Origin of the sequence: Flavobacterium sp. UW10123 (genome assembly GCF_040538975.1) — a bacterium.
Classification (GTDB): Bacteria; Bacteroidota; Bacteroidia; order Flavobacteriales; family Flavobacteriaceae; genus Flavobacterium.
In genome coordinates this window covers 53919-76647 of sequence record NZ_JBEWQE010000007.1, presented here as the reverse complement: position 1 = coordinate 76647, position 22729 = coordinate 53919, and the positions used below count along the sequence as shown (strand labels likewise).

General features: G+C 34.3%; 13 protein-coding genes. 11 read left to right on the top strand and 2 right to left on the bottom strand.

Annotation, left to right across the window (positions count from 1 at the left end; all coding sequences use genetic code 11):
• The first annotated feature begins 73 nt into the window (after positions 1–73).
• The 11 genes from ABXT06_RS09705 (at position 74) to nagB (ending at position 20423) form a co-directional block, all read left to right on the top strand.
• Complete coding sequence (locus tag ABXT06_RS09705) at positions 74–1219, top strand: sialidase family protein (protein ID WP_354590577.1); 1146 nt, start codon at positions 74–76, stop codon at positions 1217–1219.
• A 162-nt stretch (positions 1220–1381) separates the two neighbouring features.
• Complete coding sequence (locus ABXT06_RS09700; RefSeq protein WP_354590576.1) at positions 1382–2266, top strand: sugar phosphate isomerase/epimerase family protein; 885 nt, start codon at positions 1382–1384, stop codon at positions 2264–2266.
• A 186-nt stretch (positions 2267–2452) separates the two neighbouring features.
• On the top strand, positions 2453–5182 hold the full coding sequence (locus ABXT06_RS09695; protein WP_354590575.1) for an alpha-d-galacturonidase: 2730 nt from the start codon (positions 2453–2455) through the stop codon (positions 5180–5182).
• 318 nt (positions 5183–5500) lie between these two features.
• A complete protein-coding gene (locus ABXT06_RS09690) occupies positions 5501–9025 on the top strand; it encodes a malectin domain-containing carbohydrate-binding protein (RefSeq protein ID WP_354590574.1) in 3525 nt (1174 codons plus the stop codon).
• Positions 9026–9193: 168 nt separating this feature from the next.
• Positions 9194–11611: a glycoside hydrolase family 2 TIM barrel-domain containing protein gene (locus tag ABXT06_RS09685; protein WP_354590573.1), complete on the top strand. Its 2418-nt coding sequence runs from the start codon at positions 9194–9196 to the stop codon at positions 11609–11611.
• Positions 11612–11777: 166 nt separating this feature from the next.
• The gene (locus ABXT06_RS09680) at positions 11778–12335 is read left to right on the top strand and encodes a YdeI/OmpD-associated family protein (RefSeq protein ID WP_354590572.1); all 558 of its coding nucleotides are present in this window, start codon (positions 11778–11780) and stop codon (positions 12333–12335) included.
• A 48-nt stretch (positions 12336–12383) separates the two neighbouring features.
• Positions 12384–13040, top strand: coding sequence for a Pr6Pr family membrane protein (locus ABXT06_RS09675; RefSeq protein ID WP_354590571.1), 657 nt, complete (start codon positions 12384–12386; stop codon positions 13038–13040).
• A 302-nt stretch (positions 13041–13342) separates the two neighbouring features.
• Complete coding sequence (locus tag ABXT06_RS09670) at positions 13343–13705, top strand: BlaI/MecI/CopY family transcriptional regulator (RefSeq protein WP_354590570.1); 363 nt, start codon at positions 13343–13345, stop codon at positions 13703–13705.
• Entirely contained in the window at positions 13702–15714 is a 2013-nt protein-coding gene (locus ABXT06_RS09665) for a M56 family metallopeptidase (protein WP_354590569.1), read from the top strand. The genes ABXT06_RS09670 and ABXT06_RS09665 overlap by 4 nt, the downstream gene beginning before the upstream one ends.
• A 293-nt stretch (positions 15715–16007) precedes the next feature.
• The gene (locus tag ABXT06_RS09660; protein WP_354590568.1) at positions 16008–18101 is read left to right on the top strand and encodes an alpha-L-fucosidase; all 2094 of its coding nucleotides are present in this window, start codon (positions 16008–16010) and stop codon (positions 18099–18101) included.
• Positions 18102–18509: 408 nt separating this feature from the next.
• Complete coding sequence (nagB, locus tag ABXT06_RS09655; protein ID WP_354590567.1) at positions 18510–20423, top strand: glucosamine-6-phosphate deaminase; 1914 nt, start codon at positions 18510–18512, stop codon at positions 20421–20423.
• A 411-nt stretch (positions 20424–20834) separates the two neighbouring features.
• On the opposite strand, the gene ABXT06_RS09650 is transcribed toward nagB, so the two are convergent.
• Together ABXT06_RS09650 and ABXT06_RS09645 are read right to left on the bottom strand one after the other, a co-directional pair.
• Positions 20835–21551 (bottom strand): LytR/AlgR family response regulator transcription factor, encoded by a 717-nt coding sequence (locus ABXT06_RS09650; RefSeq protein WP_274257297.1) that lies wholly within the window; start codon positions 21549–21551, stop codon positions 20835–20837.
• A gap of 72 nt (positions 21552–21623) precedes the next feature.
• Positions 21624–22682: a sensor histidine kinase gene (locus tag ABXT06_RS09645; protein WP_354590566.1), complete on the bottom strand. Its 1059-nt coding sequence runs from the start codon at positions 22680–22682 to the stop codon at positions 21624–21626.
• Between the last annotated feature and the right edge of the window lie 47 nt (positions 22683–22729).

Sequence of the window (22729 nt, the reverse complement as noted above, 5' to 3'; positions counted from 1 at the left end):
TAAATATTTTTACCTAAAAAAATGTTAGGTATGTATTTATAGTCAGAAAAAATAATTCATAATTTAATTAAGAATGAAGGTAACAAAATTAGCATTTGTCTTGTTTGGACTTTTCCTTTTAGGAAGTTGTAAATCGGCTTTAGAGAAAAAGACTTGGAAAGAAGGAATTTTAGTAGATCAATTTATTTACGATAAAGCGCCTTATCCGTCTTGCCACGCCGTTACAATTGTCGAAGCTACAAATGGTGATTTAGTTGCTTCATGGTTTGGAGGCACGCACGAAAGAAATCCTGACGTTTGCATTTATGTAGCCATCAAACCAAAAGGAAGCGATACTTGGAACGAAGGTGTAAAAGTTGCCGACGGAGTAATGAAAGAAGGCCCAAGATTGCCAACTTGGAACCCTGTTTTATATCAAATTCCGGGAGGCGATTTAATGTTATTCTACAAAATAGGACCAAAACCATCAGAATGGTGGGGCGTAATAAGAACTTCATCTGATGGTGGAAAAACTTGGTCTGAGGCTCAAAAAATGCCGGATGGTTTCTTAGGGCCAATCAAAAATAAACCAGTTTTATTAAGCAACGGGACTTTATTATGTCCGTCAAGTATCGAAGGCGATGGCTGGAGATTGCGTATGGAATCTACTCCAGATTTCGGAAAAACCTGGGTAATGGGCGATACACTTCCAAGAGGAAAACAAAAAATCAATGCGATTCAGCCAAGTATTTTGTTTCATAAAGACGGAAGTATTCAGGCTATCGGAAGAACTAGAAACAGAGCGATTTTCAGCACATTTTCAAAAGATAATGGAAAAACTTGGTCGGATGTAGAGTTAATCGGACTTCCAAATAACAATTCAGGAACTGATGCTGTAACGCTTAAAGACGGCAGACATTTGTTAGTATACAATCACGTTCTTCCTCCAGGAAAAGAAGCAAAAGGACCAAGAACACCTTTAAACGTTTCCGTTTCAAAAGACGGAATTAACTGGAATGCCGCTTTGGTTTTAGAAGATTCAAAAATCAGTCAATATTCTTATCCTTCGATGATTCAAAGTTCAGACGGAATGGTGCATATCGTGTACACTTGGAGAAGAGAAAAACTGAAATATGTAAAAATTGATCCAAGCAAATTAGTGGCACTTCCAATCAAAAACGGAATCTGGCCGGGCGACGAAGGAAAAGTAGTTACAGTGGTAAAAGCCGAAGAAGAGTAATAAAGATATAGCCACAGATTAAAAGGATTAAATGGATTAAAAAAATCTGCTCAATCTGCCAAATCTGCGTAAAAAAAAACTCTCGCAGATTTGGCAGATTATGGAGATTGATTAGAAAAAAATCATTTTAATCCTTTAATCTGTGGCAAAAAAAATATAACCATGAAATCTAAAAGAAATTTATTTATTGCGCTACTTGTTGTTCTATCAACAACATTTAATAGCTGTGTAACTGCTCAGTCTTCAAACAAAAAACAAAAATACAAAGTGGCGGTTTGTGACTGGATGATTTTAAAAAGACAAAAATTAGGCGCTTTTGGTTTAGCAGCTGAAATAAAAGCGGATGGAATCGAACTAGATATGGGAGGTTTAGGAAATAGACCAACTTTTGATAGTAAATTGGGTGACCCAGTTGAAAGACAAAAATTCTTAGATAAATCAAAAGAAACTGGAGTTGGAATCAGTTCAATTGCGATGTCGGGATTTTATGCACAGTCTTTTGCCACAAGAGAAATCACACCTATGATTACAGATTGTATTCAGGCAATGAAAAACATGAAAGTAAAAGTGGCGTATCTTCCATTAGGAACTCAAACCGATTTAGTTAAGAATCCAGAATTGCGTCCAGAAGTGATTAAAAGACTGCAATGGGCAGGAAAAGAAGTGGGTAAAATAGGCGGCATTATCGCAATTGAAACTTCATTGAGTGCTACAGAAGAGAAAAAGCTTTTAGATGAAGTCGGCTCAAAATATATTAAAAGCTCTTTCAATTTTGCGAATGCTTTAGATAATAAAAGAGATATTTCATCAGAACTAAAAATATTAGGGAAGAAATATTTAGCGCAGATTCACGCTTCGAATACCGATCAGTTTTGGTTAGAAAATGACAAAGCTATTGACATGCTAAAAATCAAACAAACTTTGGACGAAATGAAATGGAGCGGATGGCTGATTGTAGAGCGTTCTCGCGACGTAACGCAAGTTCATAATGTTAAAGCCAATTACGGAGCAAATGTGGCTTATTTGAAGAAGATTTTTCAGGATTAATTTTTTAGCCACAGATTAAAAGGATTAAAATGATTTTTTAAATCTGTGGTAATCTTTTTAATCTGTGGCAAAAGAATCAATAGAAAATCTGCCAAATCTGCTGAATCTGCGTGAAAAAATTATCTCTCGCAGATTCAGCATATCTAGCAGATTATTTTTAGAATGAATACCCAAAAACAGCATACTATGAAATATTTACAATTACTTTTTTTATGTCTTTACGTCTCTTTCGCGACAGCGCAGAACATCACTGTTGTGAGTGATCCGAGTTCGCCGAGAGCAAAATTTGGAGCAGAGAAATTATCAGAAACCCTTTCAGCAAAAGGGTTCAGCGTAACTTCTTCTGATAAATTCAAAAAATCAAAAGATAAAGTAATTGTAATTGGAGAAAAAGGAACCGATTTCTGGAAAAAAAATGCTAAAAGTGCTAAAATTGATGATAGCAAATTAAACAAGAAAGAAGGTTTTCAGATTCGTACTCAAAATAATGTAATTTACATTGAAGGAACAGATGCTTCAGGAGCTTTGTATGGTGCTTTGGAAGTAACAGATAAACTTAAAGCTTCAGGAAAACTTCCTTCAGAAATCAATATTGACGACAGTCCGGAAATGGTTTTGAGAGGAGCTTGCATCGGAATGCAGAAACCGGTTTATCTTCCAGGACGAGATGTTTACGAATATCCATATACACCAGAAACTTTTCCGTGGTTTTATGATAAAGCACTTTGGATTAAATATTTAGATATGCTGGTAGAAAACCGCATGAACTCTTTGTATTTATGGAACGGACACCCATTTGCTTCTTTAGTGAAATTAAAAGACTATCCGTTTGCGGTTGAGGTAAGCGATGAAGATTTCAAGAAGAACGAGGAAATCTATAAATTCTTAACAGTTGAAGCCAATAAACGTGGAATCTGGGTCATTCAGATGTTTTATAATATTATTGTCTCTAAGCCTTTTGCAGAGCATTACAATATTAAAACACAAGATCGTTCAAGACCTATTACGCCTTTATTGTCTGATTATACTAGAAAATCTATCGCCGCTTTTATCGAAAAATATCCAAATGTTGGATTAATGGTTTGTTTGGGAGAAGCAATCAATACGGTTGATGATGACGTGGAATGGTTTACTAAAACTATTATTCCAGGTGTTCGTGATGGATTGCAAGCATTAGGAAAAACTGAAGAACCGCCAATTATTCTTCGTTCTCACGATACAGACGGACCTTTGGTTATGGAAAAATCACTTCCATTATATAAAAATTTATATACAGAAAGTAAATATACAGGAGAATCTTTAACGACTTACACGCCAGGCGGACCTTGGGGAGAAACGCACAAACAATTGAGTGCTCTGAAATCAATTCACATTGAAAACGTTCATATTTTGGCTAATTTAGAACCTTTTAGATATGGTTCGCCAGATTTTATTCAGAAAACAGTAAAAGCGATGCATAGTGTTCATGGCGCAAATGCACTGCATTTATATCCGCAGGCATCTTATTGGGATTGGCCCTATTCGGCAGATAAAACGAAATCAGGAGAACGTTTATTAGAAATGGATCGCGACTGGATTTGGTACAAAGCTTGGGCAAGATATGCTTGGGATAGCAAAAGAGATAGAAATGAAGAAGTTAAATATTGGGATAATGATTTAGCTGCGAAATTTGGAACTTCTCAAGAAGCAGCAAACAGTATTTTAAAAGCTTACGAAGAAACAGGAGAAATTGCTCCAAAAACCTTAAGACGTTTCGGAATTACAGAAGGAAACCGTCAAACTTTATTGTTAGGAATGTTCGAAAGTCAGTTGGTAAATCCATCCAAATGGAGAGTATATCCTGGATTCCACGAATCTTGCGGGCCAGCGGGTGAATTGCTTTTGGAATATGCTAAAAAAGAGTGGAATAAAGAACAGCATTCTGGCGAGCTTCCTACCCAAATTATTGCTGAAATTACAGAACACGGAAGATTAGCGGTTGAAGCAATAGATAAAGCCGAAGCTAGCGTAACCAAAGATAAAGAAGAATTTGCACGTCTTAAAAATGACATTCATGCCTACAAAGCGTTTGCCGATTTCTTCTCAGAAAAAGTAAAAGCAGCGTTATTGGTTTTAAGATATAGTTATTCAAATGACATTACCGATTTAGATAAAGCTTTGCCTCATTTAGAAAAGAGCATTGAGTATTATGAGTTATTGGTAAACTTGACAAAAGACACATATTACTATGCCAACAGTATGCAAACAGCGCAGCGCCGAATTCCGATTGGTGGAGACGACGGAAATAACAAAACTTGGGCAGAATTATTACCACATTACGAGCGTGAATTATCGAATTTTAAAAGAAATTTAGAAAAGCTAAAAGCATCAAAAGATGGTAAAATAGAAACTAAAGAAGGAAAACCTTGGAAAACGGCAGAAGTAACTTTCATCGATGAAAAACCGGGAACTTATTTAGTAAAAACTGGAACAAAAGTTTATGGAACAGATATTTCTGAGTTAACTAAAGTTGCTCCTGAACTTCAAAATCTTAGAGGATATTCGTTTGTAGAAAACGATCAAAACGAAAAAGGAACCCATTTGAAGTTTAGAAACACAAAAGCGGTTAAATTAGTAGTTGGTTATTTCAATTCAGATCAGAAGCGATTTTTATTACCGCCAAGTTTAGAAACTGATGCTGCTGGAAATGCGCATGGTCAAGCCGAAGTAGTTCTGGCAAGTGCAATGAATTTAAAAGATTTACCACGTGTAAATATTCATACCTATACTTTCCAACCAGGAGAGAATAAATTAGATTTAGGAAAAGGAAAAGTATTAATTTTAGGTTTCATCGACGCAGATCAAACCATAACACCACGTGATGTAGGATATATCGATGCAGGAGAAAAAGCAGCTATTGATTGGTTGTTTTATTAATTTGCGTTCCTGCAAGGTTTTCAAAACCTTGTAGGTATAATAAAGTTTAGAATTAAAAAAATAATTTGGGCGTGTCCCTCCGGGTCGGGCTTTCGGCTATATCTTTTATTCCGCTCCGCTACATAAAAGGATACCGCCTCAATCCCTCACGCGAACTCGTAATTAATTTAGACCTAACAGCTTTTTAAAACTTGTCAGGTCTGTGTTAAAGAAACATATACGTTTCCTGCAAGGTTTTCAAAACCTTGTAGGTATCTAAAATGAACGTTAAAAAGTTAAACCTACAAGGTTTTGAAAACCTTGCAGGAAATAGAAAATATGAATAGAATAGTTTTTTTTATTTTTTGTTTTTTTTCAAGTCTTTGCTTTGTTTGGAGTCAGAGCAAAGATTCAGGGAAGTTTCGTAAAGAAATTTCACTGAATTCGTCTTGGGAAACCGTAATACTGGATAATCTTCCGCTGAAAGAAGAAGATTTTGTAGAAAATCTAGAAACTGATTCCAATTGGCAGAAGGTTAGTGTGCCTCACAATTGGGATCAGTATTATGGTTTCAGAAGAACAAAACATGGAAATTTGCACGGTACTGTTTGGTACAAAAAAACGCTTAAACTAGATAAGAAAGGCAGTTTAAAACAGCATTTTCTTTATTTTGAAGGTGTAAGTTCTTATGCAACAGTTTGGGTAAATGGCAAAAAAGTTGGCGAACATAAAGGCGGAAGAACCACTTTTACTTTAGACATTACCAAAGCGGTTTCTTTCGATAAAGAAAACATCATTTTAGTAAAAGCTTCACATCCATCATTTATAGCCGATCTACCTTGGGTTTGTGGAGGCTGTTCGGGAGAATGGGGATTTTCGGAAGGTTCACAGCCAATGGGAATTTTCAGACCAGTTTCTTTGGTAATTACAAACAATGTTAGAATTCAGCCGTTCGGTGTTCATATTTGGAACGATAAATCAGTTTCCAAACAAAAAGCGATTCTTCATACCACTACAGAAATCAAGAATTACAGTATTTCACAACGAAACTTAACTGTCGAAAATATTCTTTTGGATGCTTCAGGAAAGAAAGTTGTTATTACAAAAAGTGATAACAAAATCAATTCGGGAGAAACAAAGGAAATAGCACTGACACTTCCTGAGATTCAGAATCCGAAATTATGGTCGCCATCCAATCCTTACTTGTATAAATTGGTGACTTCGGTTTATGAAAACGGAAAAATAATCGATCAATTAAAAACTTCATACGGAATTCGCTGGGTAAGTTGGCCGGTTAGTCGAGACGGAAAAGACAATCGTTTTTTTATCAATGATGAACCTGTTTTTATAAACGGAGTCTGCGAATACGAACATTTGATTGGAAAAAGCCATTCGTTTTCAGATGAAATGATTCATTCCCGAATCGAACAAATCAAAGCAGGTGGATTCAATGCTTTTAGAGAAGCGCATCAGCCTCATAATTTATTGTATCAAAAAGAACTGGACGAAAACGGAATCCTGTTTTGGAGTCAGTTTTCTGCACATATTTGGTACGATACACCAGAATTCAAAGAAAACTTCAAAACCTTATTACGAGAATGGATTAAAGAGCGCAGAAATAGTCCATCTGTTGTGATGTGGGGATTGCAGAACGAAAGTACAATTCCGAAGGAATTTGCAGAAGAATGCACACAGATTATCCGAGAAATGGATCCGTTATCAGCTTCGCAAAGAATCGTAACAACTTGTAACGGTGGAGAAGGAACAGATTGGAATGTAGTTCAAAACTGGTCAGGAACGTATGGCGGAGATCCGTTAAAGTATCATTTAGAAATGACTACGCAGTTATTAAACGGAGAATACGGCGCTTGGCGTTCAGCCGATTTACACACCGAAGGCGAGTTTGACCAAAAGGGAACTTTAAGCGAAAACCGTTTTTCTCAATTAATGGAAATTAAAGTTAGAGAAGCCGAATTGGTAAAAGATAAAATTGCGGGACAATTCAACTGGCTTTTTGCTTCGCACGAAAATCCGGGAAGAGTGCAGAACGGAGAAGGTTTTAGAGACATTGACAAAGTCGGTCCAGTAAATTACAAAGGTCTTTTTACCATTTGGGGCGAGCCTTTAGATGCGTTTTATATGTACCGAGCAAATTATGTTTCGAACAAAACCAATCCGATGGTGTATATCGTTTCGCATACTTGGCCAAGCCGTTGGGAAAAGCCGGGAATCAAAAACGGAATCGATATTTACTCGAATTGTGATGAAGTAGAATTGTTTAATGATGTCAATAAAGTTTCACTTGGAAAATTAAAAAATCCAGGAATCGGACAGCATTTTCAATTTAATAATGTCAACATTCAGTACAATGTTTTATATGCCGTTGGTTATGTAAACGGAAAAGCAGTTGCTAAAGATTATATTGTTTTAAATAATCTTCCGAAGGCACCAAATTTTGAAACTTTAATAACTAGTAAAGCAGATATTACAAAAGCAAAAAGCGGTTATAATTATATTTACAGAGTAAATTGTGGAGGTTCTGAATTGACAGATTCTGCTGGAAATACTTGGTTTACCGATACACATAAAAATGGACAAAATAGTTGGGGTTCGTTATCGTGGACAGATAATTTTGAAAAATTGCCCGACTTTTTCGCCAGTCAAAGAAAAACTTTCGACCCAATAAACGGAACAAAAGATCCTGAGTTATTTCAAAGTTTTAGATACGGAGTTGATAAACTGCGTTACGAATTTCCTGCACCAGACGGGGAATATTTAGTCGAATTATATTTCACAGAACCTTGGTACGGAACTGGTGGCGGAATGGATTGCAAAGGCTGGCGATTGTTTGACGTAGCAATTAATGATAATGTTGTTTTAAAAGATTTCGATATTTGGGCAGAAGCCAGACATGATAATGCTTTGAAGAAAACATTCAGAGTAAAAAGTACAAACGGAAAAATTGTGATTTCATTTCCAAATGTAAAAGCTTCACAAGCGATTATTTCTGCGATTGCGATTGCAACAAAAGATATTCATGCAAGGCCTGCGGAGGAATCACCAAAAAATATTCAGAATGTAAGTTTGAATTCTAAAAATGATTTTAAAATTGCTTCATGGCTAGATATTAATTTGAAGCAATTTTCAAACTCAGATGTGAGTTTTACCGAATTGCCTTCGGAGGTTTTTGGAGCAGATTATCTACAGTTTTCAGATGTAAATATACCTTCTGGAAATTTCGATTTATTGAAAGATTCGAATGTCTATGTAATTATTTCTGTATTTGAGCCAGTTCCTGATTGGTTGAAAGGCTTTACCAAATTGGAAGAAAAAGCTAAAAATAGTTTGAATTTCTCTTTTGATGTTTATAAAAAAGAAATTAAAAAAACGGGTAAAGTTGAATTTGGTAAAGCAGGGTCACATTTTACAATTGCAGTTGTTCCAACTTACGATATGGGCGAGAAAGATGATTCTAGACCTATCGTAATCATTGAAGCTGAAAAAACAAAAACAACAGGAACTGGAATTGAAAAAGGAAATTTCAAAAAAGCCGATTATGTTGAGTTTACTAAGAAAACAAATAATAGTATCGAATTTGAAGTAAAACCAGGAGTTGCGGGAATTTATTTAATGCGTTTTCGTTTTATGAATCGAAACGAAACGCCATTAAAAGTGAAATTCAAAATGGAAGATGCCTACGGAATTTTAATGCGAAATGATACAATTGAGTTTTTTCCATCACCTGAAAAATGGAAAATTTTGAATACGACTTCAGGTGGTTATATTAACGCAGGAACGTATAAAATTACATTGGAAGGTGATGATTTGAAGGGATTAATGTTGGATAATTTCGAGTTTCAGTGATTTTTTGAGGTTCAAAGGTTCAAAGGGACAAAGGTTTAAACGTTCGTTAACGAATTTGATTGTAGAGACGCACTGCAGTGCGTCTACGTTCCAATTGTCCATACGTTGTGTTAGACGCACAGCAGTGCGTCTCTACAGAAAAATACGATTAGAATAAAAAACATATTTATGATTAAACATAAAAACATATTTCAAAAAATTACAATTGCCTTATTGTTTTCAGTATCAGTTTTTGCACAAAAGCAAGCCAGAATTATAGAAGATTTCAATAAAAATTGGAACTTCAAATTAGGAGATTATCCTGAAGCAATAAATGCCAATTTCAATGCATCAGATTGGAGAACACTTCAATTACCGCACGATTGGAGTATTGAAGGCGCTTTTGATAAGGATGCCAAAACCAAGCAAGCACAAGGATTTTTACCGGCTGGAAAAGGCTGGTATCGTAAAGTTTTTACTATTTCTGCGAACTGGAAAAACAAAACTATTTCAATTGAATTTGATGGTGTTTTTAAGAACAGTGAAGTTTTCATAAACGGAAAATCATTAGGAATTCGTCCAAATGGTTATATTTCTTTTGGATATGACTTAACGCAATATTTAAAGTTTGGACAATCAAATACAATTGCTGTAAAAGTTGATAATGATGCACAACCGAATTCAAGATGGTACACAGGTTCTGGGATTTATAGAAATGTGCGTTTGGTTGCCAGTGAAAAACTGCATGTAGGGAAATGGGGAACTTTTGTAACGACTCCAGAAGTTTCAGCAGAAAAATCAAAGATACATCTGGAAGTTACGATTGATAATGATAATGCTGTTGCAAAAGAATTTAAACTGGTTACTTCGATTGTAAATGCAGAAAATAAAGAAGTAGCCAATTTTACATCAACAGAAAAAATTGGCGCTAAAACCTCAGAAAAAAAGGTTCATGATTTGGTTTTGAATCAGCCGAAATTATGGAGTACAGAGAATCCATATTTGTATAAAGTGATTACCAAAGTTTACGAGAAATCGAAATTGGTTGATAATTATGAAACGCCGCTTGGTTTTAGATTTTTCAATTTCGATTCAGAAAAGGGATTTTCTTTAAACGGTGTTCCAACTAAAATATATGGAGTTTGTTTGCATCACGATAACGGTGCTTTGGGTGCAGTAGAAAACATTCATGCTGTTAGAAGAAAACTGATTCTGATGAAAGAAATGGGAGCAAATGCGATCAGGATGTCTCACAATCCGCATTCTTTAGAAATGATGCAATTATGCGACGAAATGGGATTTATTGTTCAGGATGAAGCTTTTGACGTTTGGAAGAAGAAAAAAGTGACCAACGATTACCACAAAGATTGGGACGAATGGCACAAACAAGATTTAGAAGATTTTATCAAAAGAGATCGCAATCACCCGTCGGTTATGATGTGGAGTATTGGAAACGAAATTAGAGAACAGTTCGATTCGACTGGAATTGCGATTACAAGAGAATTGGCGAAAATTGTAAAATCATTAGATACGACTCGTCCTGTAACTTCGGCTTTGACTGAAAATGTAATCGAAAAGAATTTTATTTATCAATCTGGAGCTTTGGATCTTTTGGGTTTCAATTACAAACATGAAGATTATAAAGATTTCCCAACTAAATTTAAAGGACAGAAAATATTAGCTTCAGAAAGTGTTTCGGCTTTAGAAACTCGTGGACATTACGATCAATCGGATGTTATTAAAGCGTGGCCAACCAAATACGGAGCTCTATTTGATGGAAATGCAGATTGGACGGTTTCGGCTTACGATCAGGTAAAATCGTATTGGGGAGCTACGCACGAAGAAAACTGGAAAACGATTAAAAGTCAGGATTTCATGGCGGGAACTTTTATCTGGACAGGATTTGATTATATCGGAGAACCTGATCCGTATCCTTATCCTGCGAGAAGTTCGTATTTCGGAATCGTCGATTTAGCCGGACTTCCAAAAGATGTGTATTATATGTACCAAAGCGAATGGTCGAAAAAAACAGTCTTGCATATTTTACCGCATTGGAACTGGACAAAAGATCAGGAAATCAACGTTTGGGCATATTACAATAATGCCGATGAAGTAGAATTATTCTTAAACGGAAAATCGCTTGGCAAGAAATCAAAACAAAATGATGATTTGCATATTGAATGGAAAGTGAAGTATGAGCCGGGAACTTTAAAAGCTGTTTCAAGAAAATCAGGAAAAGTAGTTTTAGAAAAGGAAATCAAAACTGCGGGACAAGCTTCTAAAATTGATTTAAAAGTTGATAAAACCGCAATTAAAAATGATACTTACGATTTGGTTTATGTAACCGTTTCTATGTTGGATAAAGACGGAAACGTATTACCAAATGCTATGGATTTAATTAATTTTGAAGTAAATGGTGGAGGAAAACTAGTTGGTGTTGATAATGGTTATCAGGCCAATTTGGAGTCGTTTAAAGCAAATTCTTGTAAATTATTTAATGGAAAATGTGTTGTTATTATTCAGTCTAATGGAAAGGGCGGCAATATTCAGTTGAAAGCGACGGCTGCTGGTTTGCAAACTTCAAAGATTGAAGTTAAAGTAAATTAATCTCGCAAAGTCGCGGAGACGCAAAGTTTTTGAACCATATAAGTTATATAAGATAATTTAAGTTTTGACTTGTTTTACTTACATAACTTATATGGTTTATTTCTTTAAATAAACTTTGCGTCTCCGCGACTTTGCGAGATTCTTTATACATTTATAAAAAAAACAAATGGAACCAACTTTCTTTCCAGATCAATCAGAATTCAGAAAATGGCTTGAGAAAAACCACAAAAATGAAAAAGAGCTTTTGGTAGGTTTTTATAAAGTTACAAGCGGAAAGCCTTCGATAACTTGGCCAGAATCTGTTGATCAGGCGCTTTGTTTCGGCTGGATTGACGGCGTTCGAAAATCTATCGATAAGGACAGTTATACCATTCGTTTTACACCCAGAAAACCCTCTAGCATTTGGAGCGCGATCAATATTAAGAAAATGGAAGATTTAACTAAATCAGGATTGATGACCGATGCTGGTTTAAAAGCTTTTAGTTTTAGAACCGAAAATAAATCCAAAATATATTCGCATGAAAAAGAACCTGTACCGCTTTTGGAGGTTTATGAAAAACAGTTTAAAAGCAATATAACTGCTTGGGAATTTTTCGAGAAACAAGCGCCTTCCTACAAGAAAGTTATAATTCATTGGATTATGAGTGCCAAACAAGAAAAAACACAACTTTCAAGACTTGAAAAAACTATTGCAGAGAGCGAAAAACAGAAGAGAGTGCTATAAATATTTCGAATAAAATTGTTATTTTAGTGATCTGACTTTAAGTAAAATATGGAAAAAGAAAATACCACAACAATTAAAGGGGAAATTTTGCTGGGTATTATTTTTGCTCTCGAATTGTACGCCTTACCAACGCAGTTTTATTTATTATTACAAGGAGGTGAATTCACTTTTTTTAGTGCAGCAGTTCGTTTTTTTAGTTTTTTTACCATTACAACAAATACGATCGTTTTTCTTTGTACTGCTTTGTTATTGTTTGGTGGCAAAAGCAGGGCAAATGCTTTCTTTAGAAAGTGCACTACTATTACGGCCATTACAGTTTATATATTGATTGTCGGAATTGTTTTTAACTTACTGCTTCGCCCAACTCTCCATTTAGAAGGACATCATCTTATTGTAAGCGAAATTTTTCATACGGTTGTTCCCATTTTATTTTTGGTTTTCTGGCTGTTTTTTGTAAGTCCAGAAAAGATCTCTTTTAAAGTTATTTCGTCTTGGCTGATTTATCCAATTATCTACATCATTTACACGCTGTTTCACGGAATTGCAACCGAATTTTATCCGTATCCTTTTATAGACGCAACTAAATTAGGTTTTCAAACGGCAATTATAAACGGATTTTTCGTTTTGATCTCTTTTGTGGTTTTGTCTGCGATTTTGATTTCGATTTCAAAAATTAGGACTAAGAAGATTAGCTTGGAGGACTAAAATAAAATATTCAATCTTCTAGTTAGGAATTGACAAAAAGGAACTTTCTTCTTTCCTTCTTTCTCCTGAAATTTTTCTACAAACTTCCGATGGTATTAATTTAATAGATCAAAAATATCTTGATTTTTATGTCTAAACTTTACTTTTAGGTTGTAATTTATTGTTTTTAAAGTTATTAGGTATAAAAAATCATTGCCTGATATCCCGTTTTTACTGGTTCAACTAATAAATTAGTATAAATATTAATCAATTAGTTTTGCTACTAATTAATTAGTAGTTATATTTGTCAAAAGATTTCCACTATGATAAAATTAGCCAAACGAGAAGAACAGATTATGCAGGTTTTTTGGGATTTAAACAAAGCCTTCATCAGAGACATTATTCCATTGTTGCCAGATCCGAAACCACATTATAATAGTGTGGCGACGATTGTCAAAATATTAGAAGAAAAAGGATTTCTAAATCGGGAAACAATAGGGAATATGCATTGCTTTTTTCCAGTAATTCAAAGAGAAGAATATCAACAATTTGCGCTGAAAGATATTGTGAGTCAGTATTTTGATAATTCGTATCCACGAATGCTTGCCTTTTTTGCTAAAGAGCAAAAATTAACCGAAAATGAATTGGACGAAATTGTAAACATGATAAAAAAAGATTCTATATGATACCTTATATTCTATACACGGCGCTTATCCTTTTTGCTTGCCTGATGTTTTATAAACTGCTTTTGCAGAAAGAAACTTTTTATAATTTGAATAGATTTGTTTTGCTTGCCTGCATGCTAGTAGCTTTTACTTTGCCGTTGTTGCCTATTCCGCAGCAATTCTCCCTTCAAAAACAGAAAGAAACTGCAGCTATTCCTTCCATAAAAAAAACAGTTGCAAAAGAACCAACTGCTGAGCTGAAATCACTTTCTGTAAATGAAGTTTTAGTAAATGAAACAAAGCAACAATTTAATATGGCTTTGGTCCTGCAGTGGATAGTGTATTTGTACTGGTTTGGTGTCGTTGTTTTTGCGCTTAATTTTTTGATGCAAGCTGTCATATTATTTTACAGAGCGTACACATCAGAGATTATTCGGGATGGAAAATTTAGAATTGTTGAAATAACAGGCGATAAAGCACCTTGTTCTTTTGTTAATAATATTTTTATAAATCCTGAAAAATATGAATGGGAAACGTACAATCAGATTTTGCTGCATGAAAAAATTCACATTGAGCAAAAACATACTATTGATCTTTTGCTTGCAGAAATCGTACTTGTTTTTCAGTGGTTTAATCCTTTTGCTTGGCAATGGCGAAAAGCATTAGAAAGTAATCTTGAATTTTTGACTGATAACGAAATGCTACAACAAGGTAGCGTAGAAAAAGAAAGTTATCAATTTAGCCTGCTTAAAGTTGCGGCGCCACAATTTCCTTTGAGTCTTACAACTAACTATAATCAATCATTACTCAAAAAACGAATCATTATGATGAATTCAAAAAAATCAAACGTAAACACAACATGGAAATATTTTTTCCTGTTACCATTATTGGTATTGTTTGCCTGCCTTTTTAATCAACCGGCAGCGCAAAGTCAGACGCTAACTTCGAATCTTAAAAACGAAGGAACTAAAGCGAGTCCAAACACTCAAAAGGGTGATCAAACCGAAGGAAACTGGTTTGCAACAATCAAAGGCAATACGGTAGAAATGGAATTTAAAAACGACGAGAATAGCCATTCTACTCATACTTATGATATTAGCGAGTTTAGTGGATTATCAAAAGATAAACAAGGAACATTTTCTCTAACGCGTGAAGCGGGAACAATGAACTTTACCGGAAAATTTGAAGGAAATAGCGGAATGGGAACGTATAAGTTTGTTGGCAATAAAAATTTTGCCAAAGAAATGGCTGCACAAGGAATTACATTGGCAGATGATACAGATCTTATGGTTTTCTTTGCTGTAAATATAAAAACGTCGTATGTAAAAATGCTACATAAAAAAGGGTATAAAAATGTAGACAAAGAGCAATTAATTCCGTTGGCGGCTTTAAACGTAAGTGAAGATTATATTAATTCTATTAAAGATGCTGGAATTGGAAATATAGATGTTGAAACGCTGATTCCTTTTAAATCCTTAAACATTGATAAAGCTTTTATTGAAGATATTATTAAATCGGGTTATAAAAATGTTTCACCAGAAAATCTGATCGCTTTAAAATCTCAGAATATTGACGGAAAATATATTAACGATTATCGTTCTTCAGCAAAAACAAAAAAGAATGAAAATAGGGAAGAAGATGAGGACAATATTATTGCTTTCAAATCTTTAAATATAGATAAAGCTTTTATTGATTCATTCAAAAAAGCGGGCTATAATGATCTTTCAAACGATGATTTAATTGCTTTAAAATCTTTAAATGTAACTCCAGAATATGTTAATCAATTTGAAAAAGTAGGTTATAAAAACATTTCGTCTGAAAATCTAGTTGCTTTAAAATCTCAAAATATCACAGCAGATTTAATTAAGGAGTATAAGGATCTAGGGTTTTCAGATCTAGATTTAGATGATATTGTGGGGGCAAAAGCGGTTGGTGCAACGCCAACTTTCATTAAAGCTATGAGAGAAAAAGGACACAACTTTAAAGATATTGGAAAGTATATAGCTTTAAAAGCAGTTGTTGGCAACTAAGCTGATATTGCTTTTGATAGTTAAAGCAATACATTTTCTCTGTAAATAAAATATTCAAGTTGTAAGACTACAATCAAAATATACGAATAAAGCCCAAGTCTACAGATTTGGGCTTTATTTTTTAGACAACTTCAAAAACAGTTGTTTTAAAATAGTATGCCCAAACGAATTATTTAAATAAAACCATTTCATACCAAAATGCTGTAAAAAATGTTGTTGGTCGAAATTCTATTCGAAAGATTTCAATTTATACTACATTTATGCTTTATAGATTATTTTAAAGCAAATCAGTAATGAAAAAAATATTTCTTTCCTTATGTCTTTTGGGTATAATTTCTAGTGCTTCAAGTCAGGAATTGATGAATGCTCCAAAGCCTTTTGGACCACTTCCGACACAGAAACAAATTGATTGGCAAGAAATGGAATTTTATGCTTTTGTGCACTTTTCATTAAATACATTTACGAATAAAGAATGGGGATATGGAGACGAATCTCCAGAACTGTTTAATCCGTCGCAGTTAGACGTTCGCCAATGGGCGCGCGTGGTAAAAGAAGCCGGAATGAAAGGAATTATTCTAGTTGCCAAACATCATGACGGTTTCTGTTTATGGCCTTCAGCTTATACAGAGCGTTCAGTAAAAAATTCGCCTTGGGAAAACGGAAAAGGTGATTTGGTAAAAGAATTGGCTGCGGCTTGCAAAGAATACGATTTAAAATTAGGATTATACCTTTCGCCTTGGGATAGAAATCATCCGCAATACGGCAAACCTGAATATGTTACCTATTTCAGAAATCAGTTAAAAGAATTATTGACGAATTACGGAGATGTTTTCGAAATGTGGTTTGACGGAGCAAATGGCGGTGACGGTTATTATGGCGGCGCAAACGAAACTAGAAAAATCAATTCGCTTACGTATTATAACTGGGATGAAACTTATAAATTAATTTATGATATCGCACCAAAAACTTTAGTTTGGGGAGTTGGTCCATCTGAAGCACGATGGATTGGGAATGAAGATGGACGTGCAGGAAAAACTAATTGGTCGCTACTTCGTCAGAAAGATGAATTAGCAGGAAAAGTACATTATTCAGAATTTATGTCTGGACATGAAGACGGTGAAAAATGGGTTCCGGGAGAAGCCGACGTTTCAATAAGACCAGGATGGTTTTATCATTCAGTAGAAGACGATAAAGTGCGTTCGCTTGACGAAATGGTCGATATTTACTACGAATCGATTGGACGAAATGCTACTTTATTATTAAATCTTCCAGTTGATACTCGTGGTTTAGTTCATGAAAATGACGAAGCAAGATTGAAAGAACTGGTTGCCACAATTAAAGCCGATTTCAAAACAGAACTATTAGCAGGAACTCAGGTTCAGGCTTCAAACATTCGTGGAAACGATACTAATTTTGGTCCGCAAAATGTTATCGACGGAAATAAAAATACCTATTGGGCAACAGACGATAAAGTAAAACAAGCTACAGTTGAATTTACGTTTAAAAAGCCAACGACAATAAATAGAATTTTACTTCAAGAATATGTTAAATTGGGTCAGCGCGTAAAAGCGTTTTCTATTGAAGTAAAAGTTGATGGACAATGGAAAATCATTGCTAATGAAACTACAATTGGTTACAAAAGAATTTTGCGTTTAGATCGCGTTACAGCTTCTGCACTTAGAGTTAACGTTTTGGATGCAAAAGCTGGATTTGTAATTAGTACAATTGAAGCTTATAACGCGCCGACTTTTGTAAAAGAACCGCAGATTTTTAGAGATAAAAATGGTTTGGTTACGATTAAATCGGAAGAAGGAAATGCTATCTATTATACTTTGGATGGAAAAGCGCCTAATGAAAAAAGCACTTTATATAAAGCTCCATTCGTATATAATAAAGAAGTAGAAATTAAAGCTATTTCACGAAATACTAAGGAGAAAATCAATAGTGGCATAAAGTCGGCAAAATATGGAGTTTCTAAAGAGAAATGGAAAGTAATTTCGGTTTCAAGCGGTGATAGCAAATCGGTTGAAAGAATTATTGATGGCAATGTTAATACTGATTGGAGTTTTGGAAATGATGAAAACAAATTGCCACAAAGTGTTGTTATAGATATGGGAGAATTGATCAGTATTAAAGGTTTTACTTATACGCCGCAACAAGTTGGTAACAATTTAAATTTGATTTCAAATTATGAATTGTATACAAGTGTAGACAGTTTTTATTGGGACAAACAATCAGAAGGAGAATTTTCGAATATTAAACATAACCCAATTGAACAAGTAAAGAGTTTTGCTGCAGTAAAAGCAAGATTTTTGAAATTTGTCGCTACAGCTGCGGTAGGAAAAGTACAAACAGTTTCGATTGCTGAAATTGGTGTTGTGGAATAAAATACAGGTTTCCAAATTCATTCCTTAGGAATGTTTCATCGGTAGAATCAAATTTGTATTACGATTATATGTTCCGTAGGAACGTTTGATTAATAAAACGAGGTTACATTTCTATGAAATCAGGTGTTCCTACGGAACACAATGCAAAACAATATTTTTTTTCTACCGACCAGATATTCCTACGGAATATTGAAACATAATTCGTTTGCAGAAATGAATAAAACAAATCTGTGATTATCCGTGTTTTCGCAAAGCGAATCTGTTTTATCCGTGTACTATTTAATCAAAGAGGTTATCATTCTTATTTTGTCTTTTGCCGAAGCTTAGCCGTTATTAGTCGAATTTTTAATACGAGCGGATAATATAATTCTACTTTTATCTTGCGTTAATTAAAACAGCAAGAGTGGCATGATTAAAGAAGATATAGGTTTTAGAGAAGCAGGGAAATTTGAAGAGACTCGTTTTGAGAAAATTCACAATGTTATTTTCGAATCGTCGCAAGAAGCTTCTTTATTGGTCGCTCGTGAAATTGCCAATTTAATTCAGAGAAAGAATGAGCTGAATGAACCTTGCGTTTTAGGTTTGGCTACAGGTTCTTCGCCTATTAAAGTTTACGAAGAATTGGTGAGAATGCACAAAGAGGAAGGGCTTAGTTTTGAAAATGTAGTGACTTTCAACTTGGATGAATATTATCCGATGGATAAAAATGATATTCAGAGTTACTATCATTTTATGCATGAGCATTTATTTAATCATGTTAATATTCATCCAGAAAATATCAATATTCCAGACGGGCAGGTGAGTGCCGAGGAATTGCAGCAATATTGTATTGATTATGAGATGAAAATTATCTCTTACGGAGGATTAGATTTTCAGCTTTTAGGGATAGGAAGAACGGGACATATCGGGTTTAATGAACCTGGTTCTCATGTTAATTCAGGAACAAGAAGCATTACGCTTGATCATATTACGAGAGTTGACGCAGCTTCTTCTTTTTTAGGAATAGATAATGTTCCGAGAAAAGCTATTACGATGGGAATTGGAACCGTTAGAAATGCAAAAAGAATTGTTTTACTAGGTTGGGGAATTAGTAAAGCAGGAATTATAAAAAATACAATCGAAGGAGAAATTTCTTCGCAAGTGCCAGCTACGTATTTACAAGAGCACAACAACACAACATTTGTTCTAGATACAGAAGCTTCGTCTGAATTGACAAGAGTTAAAACGCCTTGGCTGGTTAAATCTTGTGTTTGGACAGATGAATTAAAATTAAAAGCGGTGGCTTGGTTAAGCGAACTGACTAAGAAAGCCTTCCTAAAACTGACAGATAAAGATTATAATGACAACGGAATGTCAAGTCTTTTGACTGAGGAAGGAACTGCATATGATTTGAACATTAAGATGTTTAATAAAATGCAGCAAACCATCACGGGATGGCCGGGCGGAAAACCCAATGCTGATGATACGTACAGACCGGAGCGTTCCACGCCGGAAAAGAAAAGAATTATCATTTTCAGCCCGCATCCAGATGATGATGTTATTTCGATGGGAGGAACTTTTGATCGTTTGATCGAGCAAGGACATGAAGTTCATGTGGCGTATCAGACATCTGGAAACATAGCCGTTTCAAATGATGAAGCTTTGAAGTTTGCAGAAATTTCTAAAGCATTGAATCCAGATTCAAGAATGTCTGATAAATTAATCGAATTTCTTCAGAACAGAACTGGTAATGAAATTGATTCACTTGAAGTAAGAAAATTAAAAGGACTAATTAGAAGAAGTGAATCTTTTGGAGCAACACGCTATTTAGGTTTGCCAGATTCTAATGTTCACTTTTTAGATCTTCCGTTTTACGAAACAGGAACAGTTAAAAAGAATAATCTTTCGGATGCAGATGTCGACATTATGTGCGATATCATTGAAAGAATAAAACCGCATCAAATTTATGCCGCTGGGGATTTAGCAGATCCGCACGGAACTCATAAAGTTTGTTTAGACAGTTTGTTTGAAGCGCTAAAAAGATTAAAACACAACGACTTTATGAACGATTGCTGGGTTTGGCTTTACAGAGGAGCTTGGCATGAATGGGAATCGTACCAAATTGACATGGCTGTACCAATGAGTCCTGACCAGGTTTTAAAGAAACGACATGCTATTTTTTATCACCAGTCTCAAAAAGACGGCGTTATGTTTCAAGGTGATGACAGCAGAGAGTTTTGGGTTCGAGTTGAAGACAGAAACAGATTGACTGCAGAGAAATATCACAACTTAGGATTGGCTGATTATTCGGCTATCGAAGCGTTTAAGCGTTATCATTTCTAAGAGCTTTTTGCAGCAATAAAGATAATAGACTATTTCATGGTTTATTTTGGTTAGTTACCTATAATTGAGAGAAAATGCAGCTGTGGTTGGCTGCATTTTCGTTTTTATATGGTTTTGAAGTAAAAAAAGTTATGGGTTATAAGTTATACGTTGAAGAAACTTTAATCTCAAACGTATAACTTATAACCCATAACGTATAACTTTTAACTTAAATAGAAGTAAAAAAGTTATGGGTTATACGTTATGCGTAAAAGAAACTATTATCTCAAACGTATGACGTATAACCCATGACGAATAACTTTTAACTTAAATAGAAGAATTAAAGTTATGGGTTATACGTTATACGTTATGCGTAAAAGAAACTTTAATCTCAAACGTATGACTTATAACCCATAACGAATAACTTTTAACTTAAATAGAAGAATTTAAAATTTTCTGTTTTACTTCGTCTATATAAGATCTTCCTATAACGTATCTTAAACCTTCAATTTCAATGCTGTTTCCTTCTACGGCATCAATTTTATCAATGGCAATTGTATAGGATCGGTGTATTCTGATGAAATCTCTTTCTGGAAGCAAGCTTGTAAAATCTGATAAAGTGCTGTGAATAATGAACTTTCCAGAAGTAGTGCTTATTTTTAAATAATCCTTTAAACTTTCAATTACTAGAATTTCGTTCAAGAAAATCTTCTTCATTTTTTTCTTGTCGATTTTAACGAAGATAAAAGGGTTTTCTTTGCTGTTTTCTTGCGGAAGTTTGCTCCCCGCATTATTAAGACGTTTGTTGATTTTGTTGACCGCTTTCATCAAACGCGGAAACTCAATTGGTTTTACCAGATAATCCAATACATCCAGTTCGTAAGTCTCAATTGCAAACTGATCGTAAGCACTTGTAATGATAAGCAACGGCGGATTTTCTAAACTTTTAATAAAATTAATACCGTCTAAAACAGGCATATTTATGTCCAGAAAAATTACATCTATGGTATTGTTTTTTAAGAAATTTAATCCTTCAATAGAATTACTAAATGTGTTTACTAATTCTAAATCCTCAATCTGTTCAATATAATTTTTAATAACGTTTATTGCCAATGGCTCATCATCGATAATTAAACACTTTATTTTCATTTCTAAATATTATTTTAGGCCGATATTTGGTTTTTTGTAGGTATAGTTTTCTAAACCGATAAAAGCTAGGGCTTAAGTGACTTTTATAACTAGTTTAACGACAAAAATATTCTTTTTATTTTTAAATGAAAGCTTATAGTCATTTTTATTATATCCTAATTCAAGTCTTTTCTTTACGTTTTCAATACCTATACCACTTGCCTTGTTAAAATTATCTTTATGTACGGTAAATTCGGGCATAGGGTTTGAAATTGTGAAATATAAAAAGTCTCCTTTTACTTTAAAGCGAATATCTATAAGTACATTTCCTGTGTTTTTGTTAACGCCATGTTTAAATGCATTTTCGACGAAAGTCAATAATAGAACAGGTGAGATTTCTTTATCGTGAATATCTCCCGAAATAGACATATCTACTTCCAAACGTTCTCCGTTTCTAATTCTTTCCAAATCAAGATAATTCTGAATGCATAAAATTTCATTCTCCAAAGACTGTTTCTTTTCTTTTGTTTCATAAAGCATATAACGCATTAATTCTGAAAGCTTCAAAACTATTTTTGGAGTTTTATTTGATTTTTCTACAGAAAGCGAATAGATATTATTTAAGGTATTGAAGAAAAAATGCGGTGAAATCTGAGTTTTTAGAAACAAAAGTTCCGTTTCCAGCTGAGATTTTTCCAAATCGGTTACACGTCTCTGTTCCTGCAAAAGATCCAGTGTGATTTTAATGGCAGTCACAAAAGTCATTACATACAATTCGCCCATCATCATATCTATTGTATAGTTTAATGTAAGCGTATTAATAGTCTGCGGACCTTCTGGCCAAACATTGTGTGTGATTAATAAATAAGTCAAGTTGAATTTTAAAACCACCATGACAAAAATCGCTGACAAAACGGTAACTATATATAGGAAGTATTTTTTTTTGTATACCAAATGAGGCATTAAAACCAAAATATTCAGATAACATAATGCCATGTGAATAGGGAATCCTAGTAAAGTGGTTTTTAATGAATAAACATAATCGTTAAAATAACTTCCCCATCGGAATGTATTGAACACAAAATATGTCAGCCAGAAGTAAACATGGTAGCGTACAGGTAAGCTGTAAGATTTGCTTGAGTTGAAAATCATAATCGTAGAAAAGAAATGTCGTTTGTTACTATTTTTTGATGTTTAGA

What these genes read in the sequence shown, in the direction of transcription:
- ABXT06_RS09705 (WP_354590577.1), top strand. Translation starts at nt 74, where the DNA reads ATGAAGGTAACAAAATTAGCATTTGTCTTGTTTGGACTTTTCCTTTTA.
- ABXT06_RS09700 (WP_354590576.1), top strand. Translation starts at nt 1,382, where the DNA reads ATGAAATCTAAAAGAAATTTATTTATTGCGCTACTTGTTGTTCTATCA.
- ABXT06_RS09695 (WP_354590575.1), top strand. Translation starts at nt 2,453, where the DNA reads ATGAAATATTTACAATTACTTTTTTTATGTCTTTACGTCTCTTTCGCG.
- ABXT06_RS09690 (WP_354590574.1), top strand. Translation starts at nt 5,501, where the DNA reads ATGAATAGAATAGTTTTTTTTATTTTTTGTTTTTTTTCAAGTCTTTGC.
- ABXT06_RS09685 (WP_354590573.1), top strand. Translation starts at nt 9,194, where the DNA reads ATGATTAAACATAAAAACATATTTCAAAAAATTACAATTGCCTTATTG.
- ABXT06_RS09680 (WP_354590572.1), top strand. Translation starts at nt 11,778, where the DNA reads ATGGAACCAACTTTCTTTCCAGATCAATCAGAATTCAGAAAATGGCTT.
- ABXT06_RS09675 (WP_354590571.1), top strand. Translation starts at nt 12,384, where the DNA reads ATGGAAAAAGAAAATACCACAACAATTAAAGGGGAAATTTTGCTGGGT.
- ABXT06_RS09670 (WP_354590570.1), top strand. Translation starts at nt 13,343, where the DNA reads ATGATAAAATTAGCCAAACGAGAAGAACAGATTATGCAGGTTTTTTGG.
- ABXT06_RS09665 (WP_354590569.1), top strand. Translation starts at nt 13,702, where the DNA reads ATGATACCTTATATTCTATACACGGCGCTTATCCTTTTTGCTTGCCTG.
- ABXT06_RS09660 (WP_354590568.1), top strand. Translation starts at nt 16,008, where the DNA reads ATGAAAAAAATATTTCTTTCCTTATGTCTTTTGGGTATAATTTCTAGT.
- nagB (WP_354590567.1), top strand. Translation starts at nt 18,510, where the DNA reads ATGATTAAAGAAGATATAGGTTTTAGAGAAGCAGGGAAATTTGAAGAG.
- ABXT06_RS09650 (WP_274257297.1), bottom strand. Translation starts at nt 21,551, where the DNA reads ATGAAAATAAAGTGTTTAATTATCGATGATGAGCCATTGGCAATAAAC.
- ABXT06_RS09645 (WP_354590566.1), bottom strand. Translation starts at nt 22,682, where the DNA reads ATGATTTTCAACTCAAGCAAATCTTACAGCTTACCTGTACGCTACCAT.